General features: G+C 61.4%; 19 protein-coding genes (1 of these 19 only partly in view). 8 read left to right on the plus strand and 11 right to left on the minus strand.

Features of this window, described 5'->3' with window-relative positions:
- Positions 1 to 112 precede the first annotated feature (112 nt).
- The gene (locus tag K3725_RS04735) at positions 113 to 1,117 is read left to right on the plus strand and encodes a LacI family DNA-binding transcriptional regulator (protein WP_260017702.1); all 1,005 of its coding nucleotides are present in this window, start codon (positions 113 to 115) and stop codon (positions 1,115 to 1,117) included.
- 146 nt (positions 1,118 to 1,263) lie between these two features.
- Positions 1,264 to 1,479, plus strand: coding sequence for a hypothetical protein (locus tag K3725_RS04740; RefSeq protein WP_260017703.1), 216 nt, complete (start codon positions 1,264 to 1,266; stop codon positions 1,477 to 1,479).
- A gap of 70 nt (positions 1,480 to 1,549) precedes the next feature.
- Here the strand turns inward: K3725_RS04740 and K3725_RS04745 are convergent, their stop codons facing one another.
- From K3725_RS04745 to K3725_RS04775, 7 genes are all read right to left on the minus strand, one after another.
- Positions 1,550 to 2,695, minus strand: a complete 1,146-nt coding sequence (locus tag K3725_RS04745; protein ID WP_260017704.1) for an iron-containing alcohol dehydrogenase — start codon at positions 2,693 to 2,695, stop codon at positions 1,550 to 1,552.
- A gap of 64 nt (positions 2,696 to 2,759) precedes the next feature.
- Positions 2,760 to 4,142: an aldehyde dehydrogenase family protein gene (locus K3725_RS04750; RefSeq protein WP_260017705.1), complete on the minus strand. Its 1,383-nt coding sequence runs from the start codon at positions 4,140 to 4,142 to the stop codon at positions 2,760 to 2,762.
- A gap of 94 nt (positions 4,143 to 4,236) precedes the next feature.
- Entirely contained in the window at positions 4,237 to 5,589 is a 1,353-nt protein-coding gene (locus tag K3725_RS04755; protein WP_260017706.1) for a glutamine synthetase family protein, read from the minus strand.
- A gap of 115 nt (positions 5,590 to 5,704) precedes the next feature.
- A complete protein-coding gene (locus K3725_RS04760; RefSeq protein WP_039181977.1) occupies positions 5,705 to 6,739 on the minus strand; it encodes a TRAP transporter substrate-binding protein in 1,035 nt (344 codons plus the stop codon).
- A gap of 51 nt (positions 6,740 to 6,790) precedes the next feature.
- Positions 6,791 to 8,293: a TRAP transporter large permease subunit gene (locus tag K3725_RS04765; RefSeq protein WP_260017707.1), complete on the minus strand. Its 1,503-nt coding sequence runs from the start codon at positions 8,291 to 8,293 to the stop codon at positions 6,791 to 6,793.
- Positions 8,293 to 8,889 carry a TRAP transporter small permease subunit gene (locus K3725_RS04770; RefSeq protein ID WP_260017708.1) on the minus strand — a complete coding sequence of 199 codons (597 nt, stop codon included), beginning with the start codon at positions 8,887 to 8,889 and terminating at the stop codon, positions 8,293 to 8,295. The genes K3725_RS04765 and K3725_RS04770 overlap by 1 nt, the downstream gene beginning before the upstream one ends.
- Complete coding sequence (locus K3725_RS04775) at positions 8,882 to 9,667, minus strand: N-formylglutamate amidohydrolase (protein ID WP_260017709.1); 786 nt, start codon at positions 9,665 to 9,667, stop codon at positions 8,882 to 8,884. Before K3725_RS04775 ends, K3725_RS04770 begins: the two co-directional genes overlap by 8 nt.
- A 153-nt stretch (positions 9,668 to 9,820) precedes the next feature.
- Between K3725_RS04775 and K3725_RS04780 the strand changes: the two genes are divergently transcribed.
- The 3 genes from K3725_RS04780 to K3725_RS04790 all read left to right on the plus strand — a co-directional run bounded on the left by K3725_RS04780 (position 9,821) and on the right by K3725_RS04790 (position 11,546).
- Positions 9,821 to 10,693, plus strand: a complete 873-nt coding sequence (locus K3725_RS04780; RefSeq protein WP_260017710.1) for a MurR/RpiR family transcriptional regulator — start codon at positions 9,821 to 9,823, stop codon at positions 10,691 to 10,693.
- A gap of 113 nt (positions 10,694 to 10,806) precedes the next feature.
- Complete coding sequence (locus tag K3725_RS04785) at positions 10,807 to 11,151, plus strand: hypothetical protein (RefSeq protein ID WP_260017711.1); 345 nt, start codon at positions 10,807 to 10,809, stop codon at positions 11,149 to 11,151.
- 44 nt (positions 11,152 to 11,195) lie between these two features.
- Positions 11,196 to 11,546: a RidA family protein gene (locus K3725_RS04790; protein ID WP_260017712.1), complete on the plus strand. Its 351-nt coding sequence runs from the start codon at positions 11,196 to 11,198 to the stop codon at positions 11,544 to 11,546.
- Positions 11,547 to 11,602: 56 nt separating this feature from the next.
- Here K3725_RS04790 and K3725_RS04795 read toward each other — a convergent pair whose 3' ends face one another.
- The 4 genes from K3725_RS04795 to K3725_RS04810 form a co-directional block, all read right to left on the minus strand.
- Positions 11,603 to 12,877, minus strand: coding sequence for an aspartate aminotransferase family protein (locus K3725_RS04795; RefSeq protein ID WP_260017713.1), 1,275 nt, complete (start codon positions 12,875 to 12,877; stop codon positions 11,603 to 11,605).
- 64 nt (positions 12,878 to 12,941) lie between these two features.
- Positions 12,942 to 14,045 carry a mandelate racemase/muconate lactonizing enzyme family protein gene (locus K3725_RS04800; protein ID WP_260017714.1) on the minus strand — a complete coding sequence of 368 codons (1,104 nt, stop codon included), beginning with the start codon at positions 14,043 to 14,045 and terminating at the stop codon, positions 12,942 to 12,944.
- Positions 14,042 to 14,212: a hypothetical protein gene (locus tag K3725_RS04805; RefSeq protein WP_260017715.1), complete on the minus strand. Its 171-nt coding sequence runs from the start codon at positions 14,210 to 14,212 to the stop codon at positions 14,042 to 14,044. The genes K3725_RS04800 and K3725_RS04805 overlap by 4 nt, the downstream gene beginning before the upstream one ends.
- Before the next feature lie 111 nt (positions 14,213 to 14,323).
- Positions 14,324 to 16,783: an FAD-dependent oxidoreductase gene (locus tag K3725_RS04810; protein WP_260017716.1), complete on the minus strand. Its 2,460-nt coding sequence runs from the start codon at positions 16,781 to 16,783 to the stop codon at positions 14,324 to 14,326.
- Between the two features lie 70 nt (positions 16,784 to 16,853).
- Between K3725_RS04810 and K3725_RS04815 the strand changes: the two genes are divergently transcribed.
- The 3 genes in view from K3725_RS04815 to K3725_RS04825 are tightly spaced (at most 6 nt apart) and all read left to right on the plus strand, a layout consistent with a single transcriptional unit that may run on beyond the window.
- A complete protein-coding gene (locus tag K3725_RS04815) occupies positions 16,854 to 17,741 on the plus strand; it encodes a MurR/RpiR family transcriptional regulator (protein ID WP_260017717.1) in 888 nt (295 codons plus the stop codon).
- Positions 17,738 to 18,841 (plus strand): aromatic ring-hydroxylating dioxygenase subunit alpha, encoded by a 1,104-nt coding sequence (locus tag K3725_RS04820; RefSeq protein ID WP_260017718.1) that lies wholly within the window; start codon positions 17,738 to 17,740, stop codon positions 18,839 to 18,841. Before K3725_RS04815 ends, K3725_RS04820 begins: the two co-directional genes overlap by 4 nt.
- Before the next feature lie 6 nt (positions 18,842 to 18,847).
- Positions 18,848 to 20,042 carry the 5' portion of an aldehyde dehydrogenase family protein gene (locus K3725_RS04825; RefSeq protein ID WP_260017719.1) on the plus strand. The gene runs 260 nt beyond the window's last position, so 1,195 of the gene's 1,455 nt are visible here — the first part of the coding sequence; the start codon lies at positions 18,848 to 18,850; its stop codon lies beyond the right edge, outside the window.

Raw genomic sequence — 20,042 nt, forward strand, 5'->3', positions numbered from 1 at the left:
ATCCGGTATCGATAACGGTTGCGATACCGATAGCGATAACGGCTGCAAAAATCAAGCCCCTTGCCGGCAGAGCTGCCCTTGCGGCGGCCCGCGATCTGCGGGAGCATGGGGTATGACCAAGAAACTGCTTCTGAAAGACGTGGCCAAACTGGCCGGTGTCAGTGAAATGACCGCGTCCCGTGCCTTGCGCGGGGCACCGGATGTTTCTGCCAAGACCAAGGCAAAGATTGAGGAAATCGCCAGGGCCCACGGCTATGTGCCAAACCGGATTGCCGGTTCCCTGTCCTCGCAGTCGGTCAATCTGGTGGCAGTGGTTGTGCCGTCGCTCAACAGCTTTGTCTTCCCGGAAGTTCTCTCCGGAATTTCCGCCGTCCTGAAAGAAAGCCCCTTGAAACCGGTGGTCGGGGTGTCGGGCTATGATCTGGAGGAAGAGGAAAGCGTCATCCGCGAAATGCTCAGCTGGCGGCCCTCAGGGCTGATCGTTGCCGGGCTGGAGCATACCGAGGCTACCCGGCGGATGCTGCAGCAGGCTGATTGCCCGGTGGTTGAAGTGATGGATGTCGATGGAGACCCGGTGCGCCATTGCGTCGGTATCTCGCATCTGCAGGCTGGCCGCGGCATGGCAGAGCAGATCCTGGCCCGCGGCTACCGGAATATCGGCTTCATCGGCACCAAGATGCCGCAGGATTTCCGCGCGCGGAAACGTTTTGACGGTTTCACGGACGGGCTGGCAGCGCAGAAGGTGACACTCGCCGATATGGAGCATTATTCCGGCGAAAGTTCGATCCAGACCGGCCGCCAGCTGACGTCACAGATGCTGGCACGCAGCCCGGATCTGGAGTGCATCTACTACTCAAGTGATGTGATGAGCGTGGGAGGGCTGATGCATTGCTTGGCCGCGGGACTGTCGGTACCCGGCGAAATCGCTTTGGCGGGCTTTAACAACCTGCAAATCCTGCAGGGCTTGCCGCTGCAACTGGCGACCACGGACGCCTGCCGTCATGAAATCGGAGAGCGTGCGGCGCGGATCATCCTGAAATCACGGGAAACCGGCGGGGCGGAGGGGCTGGTGTTCGATCGTTTGACGCCCGCGATCAGCCTTGGGGAAACCCTCTAGCCAGGCGCTGCAGCTTTCTGCCGAGACACAGAAGCCCCCACCGTAACCACGCCCGCTGGCGATTTTCCTAGCTTTGGCCGGCGCGCCGGGGCACCCTGCGGGTATGGTTCCAGTTCAGCGCGGCTTGGCCCGGTAAAGGAGTGCAGATGCCTAAGTACAACGACATGTTCGAGCTTTCGGTTGAGGAAATGGACCTGATTGAAACCTCTTTGCGCCACACAAGGGATGCTCTGTCGGAAACCCACCCGGCGGCGGGCAGCGCCGATGCGGAAACCCTGCGCCGGGTCCATGCACTGCTGGGGCAGCTGCACAATCAGAAGATCTTCTATTACCCCAAGGACAAGGTTTACGTCAGCGGCTGACACCGGTTCTGAACAAAGCAGCGCCCCCCGCGATGGCGGAAGGCGCTGTAATGTAGAAACGTAAGTTTTCTTACATTGCGGCCTTGAACAGCTGGGCGAGGTTTTCCTCTGTCAGCTCAATGGGGTTGCCGCCGCAGGAGGGATCGATGATGGCGCCCTTGACCAGCTCGGGGATCGCATCGGCAGTGACACCCAGATCGCCCAGCCCGCGCGGGATGCCGAGGCTGTCGTTCAATTCCTGCACGTAGCTGCGGAAACCGTCGAAGCCGCCCTCAATACCCAGATAGGCTGCTGCCATATTGAACCGGTCCGCAATCGCGGAAGCATTGAACGCCAACACGGCGGGCATGCAGACTGCGTTGGTGGTGCCGTGGTGGGTGTTGAAATGGGCACCGATGGGGTGGCTCATCGCGTGGATCGCGCCGAGGCCTTTCTGGAAGGCAGTGGCCCCCATCGCGGCCGCTGACATCATCTGGGCGCGGGCCTCGATATCGGTGCCTTCTGCATAGGCGCGCGGCAGGTAGTCCTTAACCAGCCGCATGCCCTCCAGCGCGATGCCCTGGGACATCGGGTGGTAATGGGGGCTGGAGAATGCCTCGACACAATGGGCAAAGGCATCCAGCCCGGTGCCAGCGGTGATGAACTTGGGCATGCCGACGGTCAGCTCGGGATCGCAGATCACCACTGCGGGCAGCACCTTGGGGTGGAAGATAATCTTCTTCTGGTGGGTAACGCTGTCGGTGATCACCGATGCGCGGCCGACTTCGGAACCCGTGCCTGCGGTGGTCGGCACGGCGATGATCGGCGCGATGGCATCGGCGTCGGCACGGGTCCACCAGTCGCCGATGTCCTCGAAATCCCAAACGGGCCGGGTCTGGCCGGCCATAAAGGCCACCATCTTGCCCAGGTCCAGGCCGGAGCCGCCGCCAAAGGCGATCACCCCGTCATGGCCGCCCGCCTTATAGGCGGCGACGCCGGCCTCCAGGTTCTTCTCATTCGGGTTCGGATCGACCTCGGAGAACATGCCGCGGCCAAGGCCGGCAGCTTCCATGATGTCCAGGGTCGATTGGGTGACCGGCAGATCGGCCAGCCCCTTGTCGGTGACCAGCAGCGGCTTCTTGATGCCGGTAGCGGCGCAGGCATCCGCCAGTTCCTTGATACGGCCTGCGCCGAACTTGATTGCGGTCGGGTAGGACCAGTTTCCAACGAGAGACATGTTGTGTTCCTTTGATGCAAGTGGCCCGCGCCGGGAGGAGAAACGGGGCGGGCGGGGCCGTCCGTCAGCCGGTGACCTTTTTCAGGTGATAGGACTTCGGACGGGTCAGATTGTGATAGCCGATGACCGAGAGACCGCCGCCGCGCCCCGTATCCTTGCAGCCGGTCCAGCACAGGCCGGGGTCCAGGTAGTCAGCGCGGTTCATGAAGACGGTGCCGGTCTCGATCTGATCGCCCACGGCTTGCGCCCGCTCCACGTCCGCAGTCCAAAGCGAGGCGGTGAGGCCGAAGTCGCTGTCGTTCATCAGCCGGATGGCTTCCGCGTCGGAGGAAACTTTCATGATGCCGACAACCGGGCCAAAGCTTTCCTCGCGCATCACCCGCATATCGTGGGTGACATTTGTCAGGATCTGCGGCGTCAGATAGGCGCCGCCGTCATCCCCGGTGAAGGCCTCAATATGGGCCACTGCGCCCGCCTCAACCGCCTCGGCGATCTGGCCGCGCACCTCGCTGGCAAAGCGCACGTTGGCCATCGGGCCGATAGTGGTTTCAGCCTCCAGCGGGTTGCCCAGTTTGTAGCCTTTGACGATGTCAATGGCCTTCTCCAGGAAGGCATCAAACAGGCTTTCATGCACATAGATCCGCTCGATGCCGCAGCAGCACTGGCCGGAGTTGAACATTGCGCCATCAATCAGCGTGTCCACCGCCGCATCCAGGTCGGCGTCTTCCATCACATAGCCCGGATCCTTGCCGCCCAGCTCGGTGCCGACGCCGGTGAAAGTGCCAGCGGCTGCGCGCTCCATCGCCTGGCCGCCGCCGACCGAGCCGGTGAAATTCACGAAGTTGAAAGCCTTGCGGGCAATCAGTTCCGAAGTGGTGTCGTGGTCCAGGAATACGTTCTGGAACACATCTTCGGGAATGCCAGCGGAATGGAAGGCCTGCGCCATCCGCTCACCCACCAGCAGGGTCTGGGTTGCGTGCTTCAGCACCACGGTATTGCCGGCAATCAGCGCAGGCGCCACGGTGTTGATCGCGGTCATATAGGGGTAGTTCCAGGGCGCAACCACAAAGACCACCCCATGCGGAATGCGCTTGATGTAGCGTTTGAATGTGGTGTCCTCGCCGACCTCGATATCCGCCAGCGACTCTGCGGCGATCTTTGCCATGTGGCCCGCGCGCTCGTTGAAGCCGCCGAACTCGCCGCCATAACGCACCGGGCGTCCCATCATATGGGCCAGTTCCGGCACGATCTCGTCATTCATGGCACCAACAGCGGCTACGCCCGCCATCACCAGATCAATGCGCTCCTGAAGCGGCCGCGCCGCCCAGGCTGCCTGCGCCGCTCGCGCCTGTTCCGCCGCCGCAAAGGCGTCCTCGCGCGACAGCACCGCGCGTTCCGCAAAAACCGATCCGTCGATCGGCGAGATGCATTTCAATACCTGGCCCATTGCCATTCACTCCATTCAGAAAGGGCAGCAGCCCTCTTCATCTTTCCGAAAATACTCCGGGGGTCCGGGGGGCTGGCCCCCGGTGTTCTCCGGGTCAGGCCCGCTCGAACCCTCGGGCGATCTCGTAGTCGGTGACCACCCGGTCGAAATCCTCGATCTCCACTTCCGCCGCGCGGACGTAGTGATCCACCACATCATCGCCAAGGGCCTTGCGCAGCATCGCCGAGCCGTTCAGTGCGGCGGCCGCATCGCGCAGAGTGCCTGGGATCATGCCGGTGTCGCCCTGGTAGACATCGCCTCGGGTGGGGGCCTGCAATTCCAGCCCTTCTTCGATGCCCGCAATACCTGCGGCCAGCATGCCTGCCATTGCCAGATAGGGGTTCATGTCGGAGCCCGGAATGCGGCATTCGACGCGGATCGCCTTGGTGCCGTCACCGCACAGCCGGTAGCCTGCCGTGCGGTTGTCGACCGACCAGATGATCCGCGTGGGTGCAAAGGTGCCCTTCATGAAGCGCTTGTAGCTGTTGATATAGGGCGCCATGAAGGCGGTGTAGTCGGGCGCGTACTTCAAGAGCCCGGCCATGTAGTTTTTCATCAGCGCCGACATGCCCAGCTCGTCGCTCTCGTCGAAGAACGCGGGTTTGCCGTCCTGCCACAGCGATTGATGCACATGGGAGGAGGAGCCGACCTTGTCGTGGCTCCACTTCGGCAGGAAGGTCACCGCGTGGCCCTGTTGCTCCGCGATTTCCTTGATCGCGTGCTTGGCAATGGTGTGGAACTCCGCCGTATCCAACGCCGCGGCGTATTTGATGTTCAGCTCCTCCTGGCCGGTTTCCGCCTCGCCCTTGGAGTTCTCGATCGGCAGCCCCGCGTCCCACAGGTGGTTGCGGATGGGGCGCATCACATGCTCTTCGCGGGTGGTCTGCAGGATGTTGTAATCCTCGTTGTAGCCGGAGATTGGCTCCAGATCGCGGAAACCCGAGCGGCGGATCTCGTCAAAGCTCTTGGCGAAAAGGAAAAACTCCAGTTCGGTGGCGCACATGGCGTCGTAGCCCATCGCCTTCAGCCGGTTCACCTGTTTCTTCAGGATCGCGCGAGGGGAGTGGGAGACTTCTTCGTGGGTGTGGTGATCCAGCACGTCGCACAGCACCATCACCGTTCCTTCCAGCCAAGGCACGGGGCGCAGGGTGGAGAGGTCGGGCTTCATCACATAGTCTCCGTAACCCCGTTCCCAGCTTGTCGAGGCGTAGCCGTCCGGCGTTGCCATCGCCAGGTCAGTGGCCAGCAGGTAGTTGCAGCAATGGGTTTCCTCCCAGGCGCCATTCACGAAATGCTTGGCGTGGAAGCGCTTGCCCATCAGGCGGCCCTGCATGTCCACAAGGCAGACCAGAACAGTGTCAACGGCGCCATCGGCAACCTGGTCCTTAAGAGTGTCGAAGGAGAGCATGAGCGGCCCTTTGTCTGTTGCGCGCAAAACTTTTCCTCAAAAGTTTTGGCAAATTCCTTGGGTAAGGAATTTGGCCCGCTGCGGCGCAGGCCAAATTCCGTTTTCAACCGGTGCGTCAGCCGTAGCGGTAGGGACGGCCGGCCTTCTGCATGTCAGCGTTATACTTCTTGAAGATCTCCACAACCTTCGCCTTGGTCTCGGACTCGGCTGCAATTTCATCCCAGAACTTCACAGCTGCATCTTCGACCTGCTGCCATTCATTGTCCGGAATTGTGGTCAGCTTCATCTTGTCGCCGTTCACGCGCAAGGACGCTTCGCCGCCCCAGTACCACCACTGGCGGTAGTAATGCGACTGGTCGCAGCAGACGCGGAACAGGGTCTGCAGATCTTCCGGCAGCTCGTTCCAGCGGCCCTGGTTGGCAAAGAACGACCCGGCCCAGGCACCGGAGATGTTGTTGGTCAGGAAGTAGTCGGTCACGTCAGCCCAGCCGACAGTGTAATCTTCGGTGATGCCGGACCAGGCGATGCCGTCCAGCTCGCCGGTCTGCACCGCGACCTCGATGTCTTCCCAGGGCAGGGTGACCGGGACCACGCCGAACTGCGCCAGGAAGCGGCCAGCGGTCGGGAAAGTGAAGACGCGCTTGCCCTTCAGGTCTGCCAGCGAATTGATCGGATCCTTGGTGGCAAAGTGGCAGGGATCCCAGGCGCCGGCCGAGATGTGCTTGACGCCGACCTTGGAGTATTCGGCGTCCCAGATCTCGTTCAGGCCGTACTGGTTGAACAGCACCGGCACGTCCAGCGAGTAGCGCGAAGCAAAGGGGAAATAGCCGCCAAAGACGGTTACTTCGGTGGGCGAAGCCATCGAGTCATCATCCGACTGCACTGCATCGATGGTACCGCGCTGCATGGCGCGGAACAATTCGCCGGTGGGGACCAGCTGATCGGCGTAGTAAAGCTCGATCTGCATCCGGTCGCCGGCGATCTTGTTGAACATGTCGATGGCGGGTTTTACCACATGCTCGGCCAGCGCAGCACCTGCATAGGTCTGCATCCGCCACTTGATAGTGGACTGGGCCAGTGCCGGGGTGGCCAGCGGCGCCGCCATGGCGCCAACACCGGCGGACTGAAGAAACTTACGTCTTGTTGTCATAATTCTCACTCCTTGTTGAAACATCCGGCCCCTTGGCAGGACTCTACTTGGTTATTTTCCGTAGACATATTCCGGCAGCCACAGGGCGATCTGCGGGAACATCATGATCAGGGCGAGCGCCAGCACCATCACCGCGGCAAAGGGGATGATCGAGACATAGATGTCCTTCAGCCCGATCTCCGGCGGCGCCATGGCGCGCATCAGGAACAGGTTGTAGCCAAACGGCGGCGTCATATAGGCGATCTGGGTGGTGATGGTATAAAGCACGCCGTACCAGATCAGATCAAACCCGAGCGCCCCCACAAGCGGCACATAGAGCGGTGCCACGATCACCAGCATCGCGGTGTCATCCAGGAAGGTGCCCATCACGATGAAGCTTAGCTGCATCAGGATCAGGATCATCCACGGGCTGAGGCCCAGTTTGGTTGTGAACAGGTCCTCGATCGCCTTGACCGCCCCGAGACCGTCAAAGATCGCGCCAAAGGCCAGTGCCGCCAGAATGATCCACATGAACATGCAGGAGATGCCGAGGGTCGAGCGTACCGACGTCTCGAACACGTCCTTGTTCATCCGCCCCTTTAGAACCGCAGCGAGGAAGGCGGTCATGGCACCGATTGCAGAGCTTTCCACCAGAGAGGTCCAGCCGTTCACAAAGGGCACCATCATCGCGGCGAAGATCGCCAACGGCAGCACGCCGGAGAACAGCAGGCGGTACTTCTCCTTCATGAACACGTCCTTGTAGAACGCCGCGTTCTTGCGGGTCAGGAAGGAGAGGAGGCCGAGGGCCAGAGCCACGCCTAGCGCGGACTTGGTTTCCATTGCACCGGACAGGATCAAGAGCGGAACCAGCACCAGCGCACCCAGCACGAAGTAGTTCAGGCGCAGCGGATGGTCGGTGACTTGTTCGTACTCAGCCAGATCTTCAGGGTGCATTGCCGGGCCGAGGTTCGGCTGCATGCGGGCGCGGACATAGATGTAGATGATGAACATGGTGGCCATCAGCAGGCCGGGGATCACTCCGGCCAGCCACAGCTGCCCCACCGGCTGGCGCGCGATCATCGCATAGAGCACCAGCACCACCGAAGGCGGCACCAGAATGCCGAGTGAAGAGCCGGCCTGAATGGTGCCGGTCACCAGGATCTTGTCATACCCTCGGCGCAAGAGTTCCGGCAGCGCAATGGTGGCGCCGATGGCCATGCCTGCAACCGACAAACCGTTCATCGCCGAGATCAGAACCATCAGGCCGATGGTGCCAATCGCCAATCCGCCTTTTACCGGCCCCATCCAGACGTGGAACATCCGGTAGAGGTCGTCGGCAATTTTCGACTCCGACAGCACATAGCCCATGAAGATGAACATCGGCAGTGTCAGCAGGGGATACCACTTCATCAGCTTCATGGCGGCGGAGAACGGGATCTCCACCCCGCCGGTGCCCCACAGGAGCATCCCCGCGACCGCGCCGACAAAGCCGATGGCGCCAAACACCCTCTGGCCGGTCATCAGCATGAGCATCATGCCGGCAAACATCACGATGGCGATCCATTCGTAGGACATCAGATTTCAACTCCGCGCAGGCGTCCGATATCCCGGAACAGTTCGGCAAGGCATTGCAGCAGCATCAGGAATACGCCGAAGCAAAGGATGGTTTTGACGGGCCACAGGAAAGGGCGCCAGGCGGTGGAGCTGCGCTCAAGATAGCCGAGTTTTTCACCTGCGGCGGCGGTGCCTTCGGTCACAAGTGTGGTCAGCAGGTCCCGGAAAAACTGCAGCGGTTCCAGCCCGAAATAGCCCAGGGAATAAGCCGTAGAGCTGAGCGCACCGTACATCAGGATCACCAGATAGGTGATAAGGAACAGCACGGTGAAGGCATCGACCAGCGCCTTGGTCTTTGTCGACCAGCCTCCGTAGAACAGGTCCATCCGCACGTTTGATCCAAGCTGCATCGAGTAGGGGCCGCCCAGAATGTAATAGGCGACCATCACGAATTGCGCGGTCTCCAGCGTCCAGAGCGACGGGTTGAAGAAGGTCTTGGAGACCGAGGACCACAGAAGCACCCCGATCAGGGCAAAGATCAGATACATGGCAAAGCGGCCGATGGCGCGGTTCATCGCGTCGATGCCGCGGACATAGGCCCGGATTATTCTAGGCATCGGGCCCTCCCTCCGCCGCCAGCGCGGCCAGAGCCGGGCGCAGCAATGTCAGCATTTCTTCTGCCATGGCCTCTTCTTCTTCTGGCGTTGCCACCAGGTCGTTGCGGATTTCGATCATCACATTGGCCAGTCCGTGCGCCAGCCCGTGGATCTTCAAGGAATGGGTGACACCGTCAGCCGGCCCATAGGGTTCGTTGCGCTCGACCCGGCGGTGCGGCAGGGCGGGGGCTTGTGCCAGCATCGCGTCCGCCAGCCTGCTGTCGTCGTCATGCAGGATGCCGATCTCGACCGCGCGCTGCTTGCCGAAATAGACCGGTGTGAAGCTATGCATGGTGACCAGCACGGTCTGCAGCCCGGCTTCCATACGGGTCTTGATCACATCGGAAACGGTTGTGCAGAACGGTTCATAGACCGTTTCCACCCGTTCTAGGCGCTGATCCACGGTTAGATCCTTGTTGCCGGGCACCTCCACCAGCTCGGATTTCTCCGGCATGGCGCTGGCGGCTTCTGGCGGGCGGTTGCAGTCGTAGACCAGCCGCGACACGGTGCTGGCGACCAGCGGGGCATCCAGCGCCCTGCACATATGATGGGCGACGGAGCGCGCGCCCGGATCCCAGGCGGCATGGCTCAGCCGGTCCGCCTCGCGCAGGCCCAGCCCGTCATAACGGGCCGGAATGCTGCTGGAGGCATGCTCGCACAGCAGCAGGACCGGGCTGGTGCCGTTACGGTTCACCACCTCCACCGCATCCCTCTGAGTGTGAGAATCACTCTCGTGCATGTGCCGCCTCCCATTGAGTTGGAAAAATGTTTCCATGAAGAGATATTTGTGTCAATATCTTTTCATGATCGGTTCCGGACAGGGATTCCTGAAACTTTCTTTTCAGGCCGGTTCCGGGGTAGAAAGTGTCTGTTCAAAAACAGGAATGTGCCGTTGTCGAAACCGCCCGCCACAGTTCGCGAGTTGATCCGCGAAAACTATTCCTCGCTGACCCAGTCCGAACGAAAGTTCGCCAACCTGCTGCTGGAGAATTACCCCGCGGCAGGTCTAGCCTCGATTACCATCGTGGCCGGCAATGCCGAGGTGTCCACGCCCACGGTGGCGCGGATGGTGCAGAAACTGGGGTTCAAAGGGTATCCGCAGTTTCATCAGGCCCTGCTGAAGGAGCTGGAGGCCAAGGTCTCCGGCCCCACCAAGAGGCGCGACAACTGGGCCACCGAGGCGCCGGAGGGCCACCTGCTGAACAGATTTGCACAGGCTGTAACGGACAACCTGCAGCAGACGTTTTCCAACATCGACTCGGCCCAGTTCGACGCTGCTGTGCATCAGCTCGCCAATACCGAAGGGCGCCTTTACGTGGTGGGCGGTCGCATTACCCGAGCGCTTGCGGACTACGCCTTTACCCATTTTCAGGCGATCCGGCAGCGGGTCACTCATATGACATCGTCCTCCGCCACATGGCCGCATTACGTGCTGGATATGGTGGAGGGCGACACCCTCTTGATGTTTGATGTGCGCCGGTATGAGACCAACCTGCAAAGACTGGCTGAACTGGCCTCGGAGCGTGGCGTGAAGATCGTGCTGATCACCGACCAGTGGGCCAGCCCGATTGCCACGGTTGCCGAACACACCTTTAACTGCTGGGTCGAAATCCCATCGGCCTGGGATTCCAACATTTCCACCATGATGCTGCTGGAAGCGATGATTGCCGCCACCCAGGAGGAGAGCTGGGACAAGACCAAGGACCGCTATGACCGGCTGGATGAGCTGTTCGATATGACCCGGCTGTTCCGCAAGTTCTCCTGATCCGGTCAGGGTCCTCTGACCCTGTCAGCTTCGCTTCATCCGCCGCATGGACATTGTCCGCCTGTTGCGCCTTACTGGAGGTAAGCCGGTTTCATTCAGGCAGGAGTATTCACATGCGTTTTTCAGGAATTCTGACAACTGCCGCCTTAGCAGCACTGGTTGCCGCGCCAGCAGCTGCCAATCCTCTCAGCCGTATTCTGGCAAAGTCCGGGCTGACACCGCAGGACACAAACATCATGCGGCAGGCGGAGCAAACCCTGCTGGCTGAGGTGCCGGGTGGCAAACGGGCGAAATGGGCCAATCCGGACAGTGGTGCGCACGGCGAGGTGCAGGTTGCGGGCAAGGAAGGCGACTGCGTTCTTTTGCAGCATCAGGCTTTTGTCAAAGACGACCAAACGCCAAAGCAGGCCCGCCGCAAGTTCTGCCCCTCTGAGGGCAAATGGCTGCTGTCCCAATAGGTGCGACAGCTGACGTTCAGCAACAGTTTTTGCAAGGATAAGAGATGTCTGAAATTACCCGCAGCCACACCACTCAGCGTATGAGCCAGATCGTGACGCATGGCGATACTGTTTATCTGGCAGGGCAGGTGGGAACTGCAGGCGCCAGCGTGGCGCAGCAGACACAGGACTGCCTAGACAAGATCGACGCACTGCTGGCAGAGGCGGGCAGCGACAAGACCCGCATCCTGCAGACGGTTATCTGGCTGGCCGATATGAAGGATTTTGCCGAAATGAATGCGGTCTGGGATGCCTGGGTGCCAGAGGGGCATGCGCCAGCGCGCGCCTGCGGTGAAGCGAAACTGGCGCGCGAGGATTTCCTGGTTGAACTGATCGTAACCGCGGCCAAAGCCTGAGTCAGCCTTGGCTGGTATGGGAAAGGCGGGCAGGCAGCCCGCCTTTTTCCTGACATTTAGTCCAGAGCCGCGGCAGCCTTCCTGATGGCCGCTTCGGTCTGTTCCAGATCCTCGTCTGTCAACGCCAGGCTGGGGTAGGTCTTACCTGGCGATTTGAAAATGCCTTCCTGGCGCAGCACCTCATTATAGCGCTTGGTGCGTTCAGCGTTTCCGGCCTGGGTGTCCCGGTAATCGCGCACTTTGGCATCTGTGAAGACGACTTCGAACAGCGCAGGTTCGCCGACGATCTGAAACGGCACTCCGGCCTCTTCCAGCGCGGCGCTTGTCATCTGCATCAGCCTCTGACCGGTGCTGTTCAAATGGTCATAGGCGCCCTCGCGGCGCAGAACTTCCATGGTTTTCAGGCCCGCAACTGCCGCCACCGGGTTGCCTGACAGCGTGCCAAGTTGCATCAGCCAGCCTTCGGCGCCCACTTCTGCCTTGTCGAAATGCCGCATGATGCCGGCGCGTCCCACAATGGCGGCCAGCGGGAAGCCGCCGCCGATCACTTTGCCAAGCGTCGCCAGATCCGGTGTCACTCCATAAAGCTCCTGACCGCCGCCATAGGTGGAGCGGAAACCGGTGACCACTTCGTCAAAGATCAACAGGCTTCCGTGCTTTTGTGTTTCCTCGCGCAAGAGCTGCAGGAAGCCGGGCAGCGGCGGCACGATACGCTGCAAAGGCTCGGCGATGATGGCCGCGATCTCGTGCCCATGCTCCGCCATCAGCTGCTTGATGTATTCGAAGTCATTGAACGGCGCGACCAGCACCTCTGCTGCGACGGACGGCGGGATGCCGGCGCTGTCCGGAATGGCCTGCGGGAAGTTCACCCGCCGGACAGGGGCCAGGCTCATCTGCGCCTCGGCCGACATGCCATGGTAGCCGCCCTCGAACTTGACGATCTTGGTGCGTCCGGTGAAGGCACGGGCCAGCCGGATTGCATACATGTCCGCCTCACCGCCGGTGGAGACATAGCGCAGCTGCTCGGCGCAAGGAACGGCACGGCAGATCTCCTCTGCCAGTTCAATGCCGCGGGCGTTGCCGGCAAAGAAGGTCATGCCTTTCGGCAGCTGCTCCAAAACTGCTTCCATTACCTCGGGGTGGCCGTGGCCCAGCATCATCGGACCGGAGCCAATCAGGTAGTCGATGTACTCCTTGCCGTCTTCGTCCCAAACACGCGAGCCCTTGCCTTCACGGATGATGATGCCGGGGTCGAAGTTGCCGAAGCCGCCAGCGGGCAGCACTTCGCGGGCGCGTTGGATCCATTCGGCCTGGGTGCGGATCTTTTCCATGTTCTCGTTTCCTGTCGGGGCTGGGTTGCCCTAGTTGGAATTTTTTTGACCAAAAAGTCAAAAACTATTCGATCACAGCTGCGGGAGCGCCCAGAGCCTCCCGGTCAGGACGGACGCCAAGGCCTCGACCTTGGGGCGGCGCAATGCGGCCATTGCGGCGTTCCGGCCCAGTTGGGTCCAGCCGGGGGCTAACATAAGAAGACAGGTCGCAGACATTCATCAACCGCAGCGGATCGGTGGCAGCCCCCAGATGCAGCAGTGCCGCTGTGGTGATGTCAGAGCCCCAGGTATCTTCGATGCACATCTTGGCGCCGAGATGCAGGCAAAGATCCCGTGCCCGGCGAGAGGCCGACAGGCCGCCAAACTTGGATAGTTTGATTGCCACCGCATCTATCACCCCTGCCGCATGGCCTGCCAGCAGCGATGCTGTGTCATGTGCGTTTTCATCCAGCTTCATCGGCAGAGAGCAGGCGGCGCGCACCCGCGCGCAGTCCTCGATGGTGGCGCAGGGCTGTTCCAGCATGACGTCCAAGCCCGCCACAGCCCGGCCCACGCGCGAAGCATCCAGCGATGTGGCACCGCAGTTCCAGTCGCCATAGACCAGCGGTCCGCTCCCGACCGCCTCCCACACCATCCGCAGCCGGGCCACGTCGGCCTGCCAATCCTTGTCGGCACCAAGCTTCACCTGGAACTGGGTGATGCCGGTCTCCTGTGCCTCGCGCGCGATACGGGCCATTTCCTCAGGTGCGATACAGGTGATCGAATGATACAGCGGCATATCCGCCTGCCGTTGCCCGCCAAGCAACGCGTGCAGCGGCAAGTTCGCGGCCTGTGCGGTCAGGTCCCACAATGCAATGTCAATTGCGGACTTGGCGTATGAGTGCCCCTGCAGCCAGGCGCCCAGCCTGGCCATCACGGCTTCGGGACCAATCGGATATGCGCCGAGCAGCACCGGGGCCATCTCTTCAACCGCAGGCCCGACACCGCGGGCATAAGCGGGCAGGTAATGCGGGATCGGGCAAACCTCGCCCCAGCCGGTGAGCCCGGAATCGGTGTCCAGCGCCAGCACCACGCTTTCGACGGTGGCGCAGGCCTTGCCTTCGGCCATGTAGTAGGGCGTGTGGCTGGTCAGCGGCACATGCCACAGGGATATCCGGGTGATCTTCATGAGCGCGCTCCCAAATCGTATTTCTTCAACACATCGACCCCGCGCCAGAAAGCTGCCGCCAGCAGCGGCCCGGGCTGCGGCACCGGCCAGTCCTCGTGCCATTCGTATTTGTCCAGCCCCCTGTGGCTGGTCAGCTCCATCGCCTTCATGGTTTCGGGCAGGGTCATTGTTTGCGTATTCCTTTGGCTGCGGGGAAGGGGGGGGGCGCCGCCGCCCCCCCGCCTTTGGCTCCCCCCGCAGTATTTTTGGAAAGATGTATGGTGGAGCCGGGTTCTGTTTTATTCTGCCGGGGTGAGCGCGGCGCCGGTGCGGGGCAGCAGGCTTTCGGGGTCGTAGGCGGGCGCGCCCAAAATCCGGCCTTTGCGCGGCTTGCCCGCAATCACCGCCTCGATCTCCGTGCCCGGCACATTTGCGTGCGGTTTCACGTAGGCAAAGGCCAGGATCTTGCCGACGGTATGGCCATAGGCAACTGATGCGGTAGAGCCCACGACCTGGCCGTCCAGCAGGATGGCCTCGCCGCCGTGGCCGTCCTCAATGCCGTCCGGCTCGATCTGCAGATAGGCGCAGACCCAGGGCTTATCAGCATCGTTCAGCGTCTTGTCCTTGCCCAGATACTCCTTGTCGGTGCGGGCAAAGCGCAGCAGGTCCGCTTTGGCCAGGGTCACCTCGTTGGTAAGCTCGCCTGCGCCCTTGAAACCCTTTTCCATCCGCATCGCGTTCATTGCAAAGGAGCCGTAGTCGGCAATGCCATGTTCTTCGCCAGCGGCGCAGAGCGCGTCATAGACCGCAAGGGTGCTGGTGCGGGGGATGTGCAGTTCCCAGCCAAGCTCCCCCGCATAGGACATGCGGAAGGCCCAGAGCCTGTGGCCTGCGACCGTTATCTGCTGCGCGGTCAGCCATTTGAAGCCGGCATTGCTCAGATCCGCATCGGTGCAGGCGGCCAGGACCTCGCGGGCTTTCGGGCCATTTAGAGCAAGGGCCGCCCAATCGGTGGAGTGGGTTTTGATCTCCAGTTCCTCGCCCGCGAGGTTCTGAGCCAGGTGGTCCAGCAAGCGCTGTTCGAAGAAGGCGGCGCAGACCAAATAGAAGCTGTCCTCGGCCAGTTTCACCACGGTGGTTTCCAGCTCGATCCGGCCGCGGCGGTTCAGCATGTGGGTCAGGGCAATGCCGCCAACCTGCCGGGGCAGGCGGTTGGCGGTCAGCCGGTCCAGCAAGCCCGCCGCACCGGGGCCCGAAACCTCGACCTTGGTAAAGGCGGAGATGTCCATGATGCCGGCGCGTTCGCGCACGGCCTTCACTTCCAGCCCGACCATGTCATGAACTTCATTGCGGCGGAAGGAGTAGTGGTCCTGCTGCGCGACGCCGTTTTTGGCAAACCAGCGCGGGCGCTCGTGGCCATAAACCTCCTCATAAACCGCGCCTTTTTCCTTCAGCTGTTCATATAGCGGCGAGGGCTTGATCGGACGGCCCGCCAGGCGGTTGAAATGCGGGAAAGGGATCTCGTGGCGCAGCTTGTAATCCTCATGCGCCTTAGTCACTTGCCAGTCCTTGGTGGCATAGGCGCCGAAGCGGCGCGGGTCGTATTCGCGCATGGAGATGTCAGCCGCGCCATGCACCATCCAGCGCGCCAGCTCGCGGGTCAGGCCCGGGCCCCAGCCGATGCCGATCTGAGTGCCGCAGCAGCACCAGTAGTTCCAAACGCCCGGTGCGGGACCGATGAGCGGGTTTCCGTCCGGCGGATGCGAGATCGCGCCATGCACTTCGCGCTGGATGCCGAGCTCAGCAAAAATCGGCATCCGGTTCAGGCTCTCCTCCAGCCACGGCATCACCCGGTCGTAGTCGGCACCAAACAGCCAGTTCTCGTATTCCCAGGGGCAATGGTCGTGCCAGACAGAGTTGGAGCCTTCCTTTTCGTAAATGCCGATCAGCCCGCGCTTCTGTTCCATGCGGATGTAGCCCGAGACCTTCTTGTCGTCGCGGATGACGGGGAGTTCCTTGTCCAGCGCCTCGAACTCCGGCACCGGCTCGGTCACGAAGTAATGGTGGGTCATTGAGGTCATCGGCAGCAGCAAACCGGACCATTCCCCCATCTGGCGGGCATATGTGCCGCCGGCGTTCACCACATGCTCGCAGCGGATAGTGCCCCTTTCCGTTTCCACGATCCACTCGCCGCTCGCGGCCTGGGTGATGTTGGTGGCACGGCACTGGCGGATGATGCGCGCGCCCAGCTGGCGGGCGCCTGCGGCCATGGCCATCGTGACGTTAGTCGGATCCACGTGGCCGTCATCGGGGGTGTAGAGCGCACCCAGAACTCCTTCGAGGTTATAGAAGGGATGCAGCCCGGCGACCTTTTCCGTGCCGGCTAGCTCGATGTTGAAACCAAGGCTGCGCCCGACGGACAAGGTATGGCGCAGCCAGTCCATCTCATCCTCGGTATAGGCCAAGCGGAACGAGCCGCAGCCGTGCCAGGTCACCGCCTGGCCGGTCTCTTCCTCCAGCTTTCCTGAGTACAGGCCGATGTTGTAGTCGACGCATTTGCCGAGGCCAAAGGAACTGGTGGAGTGGGTGATCTGTCCCGCCGCGTGCCAGGTTGAGCCGGATGTCAGTTCGGCTTTTTCCAGCAGCACGACCTCCGGGCCCCAGCCCTCATGCGCCAGGTGATAAGCCAGGCCCACCCCCATAACACCGCCGCCCACGATGACCACACGGGCCTGTGCCGGGATTACTTTGTCGGCCATTTCACCGTTCCTGATTGCAATACGCTTTTCTGCTCGACAGGCTAATTCCATATTTGTACCATCGTCAATCATGAATGGCACAAATGTATCATTGACTGTATTGGAGCGCCTTACCGAAGAGTGGGATGCGCTGACTCCTGAAGCCCAGAAGGCGGCCCGTTATGTGCTGGAAAACCCTGCGGATGTCGGGGTTTCCACTGTGCGCGAGATCGCCGAGGCCGCCAATGTGAAGCCCAACACCTTTGTCCGCATGGCGCGGCAGGTTGGGTTTGAGGGTTACGAGGATTTCCGCGCCCCGTTCCGAGAGGCGATTCGCAGGGGCGGGGCGTCCTTCCCCGACCGCGCACGCTGGCTGCAGGACATCGGAAAGTCCGGCGAATTGGGCGGGCTCTATGCCGATATGGTGGGCGCGGCGATCCGCAATATCGAAGAAACCTTCGCTGGCATGAATGCGGAAAGGCTGGAGGCGGCGGCGCAGGCGATCTGGAACTCCCGCCAGGTCTTTACGCTGGGAGTGGGGGTCAACAACGCCAATGCCCGAAACTTCACCTATCTTGCTTCCACCGGTATGAAACAGTTCCACGCCATCCCGCAACCGGGGTCCACGGCAATTGACGATCTCGCCTGGGCAGATGGTCAGGATGTGCTTATCGCCATGACTTGCAAACCCTACCGGGCTGAGGTGATCGAGGCGATCCGGATCGCGCGCGAGCAGGGCGTCACCATCGTCGGGATCTCCGACAGCCCCGCCAGTCCCGTGATTTTGAATGCCGACCACGGGTTCACCGTCGCGGTGGACACGCCGCAATTTTTCCCCTCATCCGTCTCGGTGATTGCCCTTTTGGAAACGCTGCTCTCCTTTGTGATTGCGGTCTCCAGCGAGGAAATCGTCGAGCGGGTAGAGAAATTCCACAAGCGCAGGCACCAGTTGGGCCTATATGCGGAGGAACCCGAATGAACGCCCCTTTGACCCATTCCCTTGAGGCGCGGTATTATACCGACCCAGTTGTTTTTGAGGCTGAGCGCAAAGGATTGCTGGCCCGCAGCTGGCAATTTGCCGGCCACGCCAGCCAGCTTGGAAACACTGGCGACTATTTTGCTTTTGAGATGGCAGGTGAAAGCCTGTTCAGCATCAAGGGGCGCGATGGCGGGATCCGCACCTTCTATAATGTCTGCCAGCACCGCGCCCATCAACTGGTCTCGGGCGAGGGCACCACGCGGGTCGTGGTATGCCCGTACCATGCCTGGACCTATGAGCTGACCGGTCAGCTGCGCGCCGGGCCGAACATCAAGGCGGTGCAGGGTTTCGACAAAAGCAAGATCTGCCTGACTGAAGTGCGCACCGAGGTGTTCCTTGGCTTCATCTTTGTGAACCTCGATCCCGAAGCCAAGCCGATGGATGAGTGGTTCCCCAATGTGCGGACCGAACTGGAAAGCTTTGTGCCCAATTGGGCGGATCTGAAACCGCTGGAATGGGTCGAAATTCCCGAAAACTGCAACTGGAAGGTTTCGGTCGAAAACTATTCCGAATGCTACCACTGCAGCCTGAACCACCCGACCTTCTCCACCGGGGTGATCAAGCCGGAGACCTATGACATCCAGCCCCAGGGATTCTGCCTGCGCCATAAGACAGAGTGCAATTCGCTGGACCAGATGACCTATGACATCAGCTCCGGTTTCGAAAACAACGAGAAATACTCAAGCTGGTTCCTATGGCCGATGTTCTCCTTCCAAGTCTATCCCGGCAACCTGCTCAATACCTATCACTGGCGGGCAGTGGATGCCGATCATGTGGTCGTTTGGCGCGGCTGGTATTCGATCCGCGGCGAGGACAATGAAACCGTGCGCCGGATGGCGGTGCAGGACAGGGCCACAACGGTCGAGGAAGACATCCGTCTGGTGGAATCCGTGCAACGGGGTTTGCACAGCCGCGGCTACGTTCCGGGACCTCTGGTGGTCGATCCCTCTTGCGGAGTGAACTCTGAGCATTCAATCCTGCATCTTCAGAAGTGGATGCGAGAAGCGGCAGACCGCGACCTACAGGAGGCAGGGAGGTAACCGGTTATGACACAGCTTGATGCCGAATGGCTGAACTGCATTGACGGCACTTGGGTGCCGGGCGGGGCAGGGTGGATTGATGTCACCAACCCGGCCAATGGCGAACTGCTGGCACGCCATGCGCTGGCCGATGCCGCAGATGTGGACCGCGCCGTGCAGGCGGCCCGCCGCCTGCATCTTTCCGGTGAGCTGTCGGCTCTGCGCCCGATTGCCCGCGGCCGCATGGTGCAGGCAATGGGCCGCTACCTTTTGGACAACATCGACGAAATCGCCCGCGTCCTGACCCTGGAGCAGGGTAAGCCGCTATGGGAAGCCCGGATCGAGGTTGAGGGCGCCGCGCTCTATTTCGAATACTATGGCAACCAGGCCAGCACGGTCGAGGGCCGCTCGATCCCGCTGGGCGGCGGTTATTTCGACTGGACCGAGAATGAACCAATGGGTGTCTCCGCCCAGATCATTCCTTGGAACTACCCGGTGGAGATGACTGCTCGCTCCTTGTCTGCAGCGCTGGCCACAGGCAACGCCTGTGTGATCAAGACACCCGAGCTGACACCGCTCACCAATGCCTGGCTTGCCCGTGCGGCAGAGGCCGCCGGTTTCCCACCCGGTGCGGTCAACATCCTTTGCGGCTATGGCCACGAAGCGGGGGCGGCTTTGTCTGGCCACCCGCAGGTCAATCAGATCGTCTTCACCGGCTCGGTGCCCACAGGCATCCGTATCGCCACCGCGGCGGCGCAGAACGTGGTGCCCTGCGTACTCGAGCTCGGCGGCAAGTCCGCTGCCATCGTGCATGAGGACGCAGATCTCGAAGCGTTTGAAAACGACATTCGCTGGGGCATCTATTTCAACGCGGGCCAGGTCTGCAGTGCCATGAGCCGTGTCATCGTGCACGAAAGCCGCCACGACGAACTGGTCGAACGTGCAGTGAATGTGGCCCAAAGTCTCAGCGTGGGTGCGGGCATCGACCGGCCTGAGTTTGGCGCCAGCATGGGGGCCATGGTCTCCATGCCCCAGCGCGATCGTGCATTGGGTATCGTCCAGCAGGCTCAGGCCGACGGTGCCACCATCGCAACCGGCGGCGCTCCGGTTGGCAATGCAGGTGCCTTCCTTGCGCCGACCATCGTTTCCGGCATCACCCCGTCCGACGGCATCGCCAGCGGGGAAATCTTCGGCCCCGTGCTCTCAGTCCTCAAGTTCCGGT

It is taken from the genome of Leisingera sp. S132 (assembly GCF_025144465.1).
In the GTDB taxonomy this organism is placed as follows: Bacteria; Pseudomonadota; Alphaproteobacteria; order Rhodobacterales; family Rhodobacteraceae; genus Leisingera.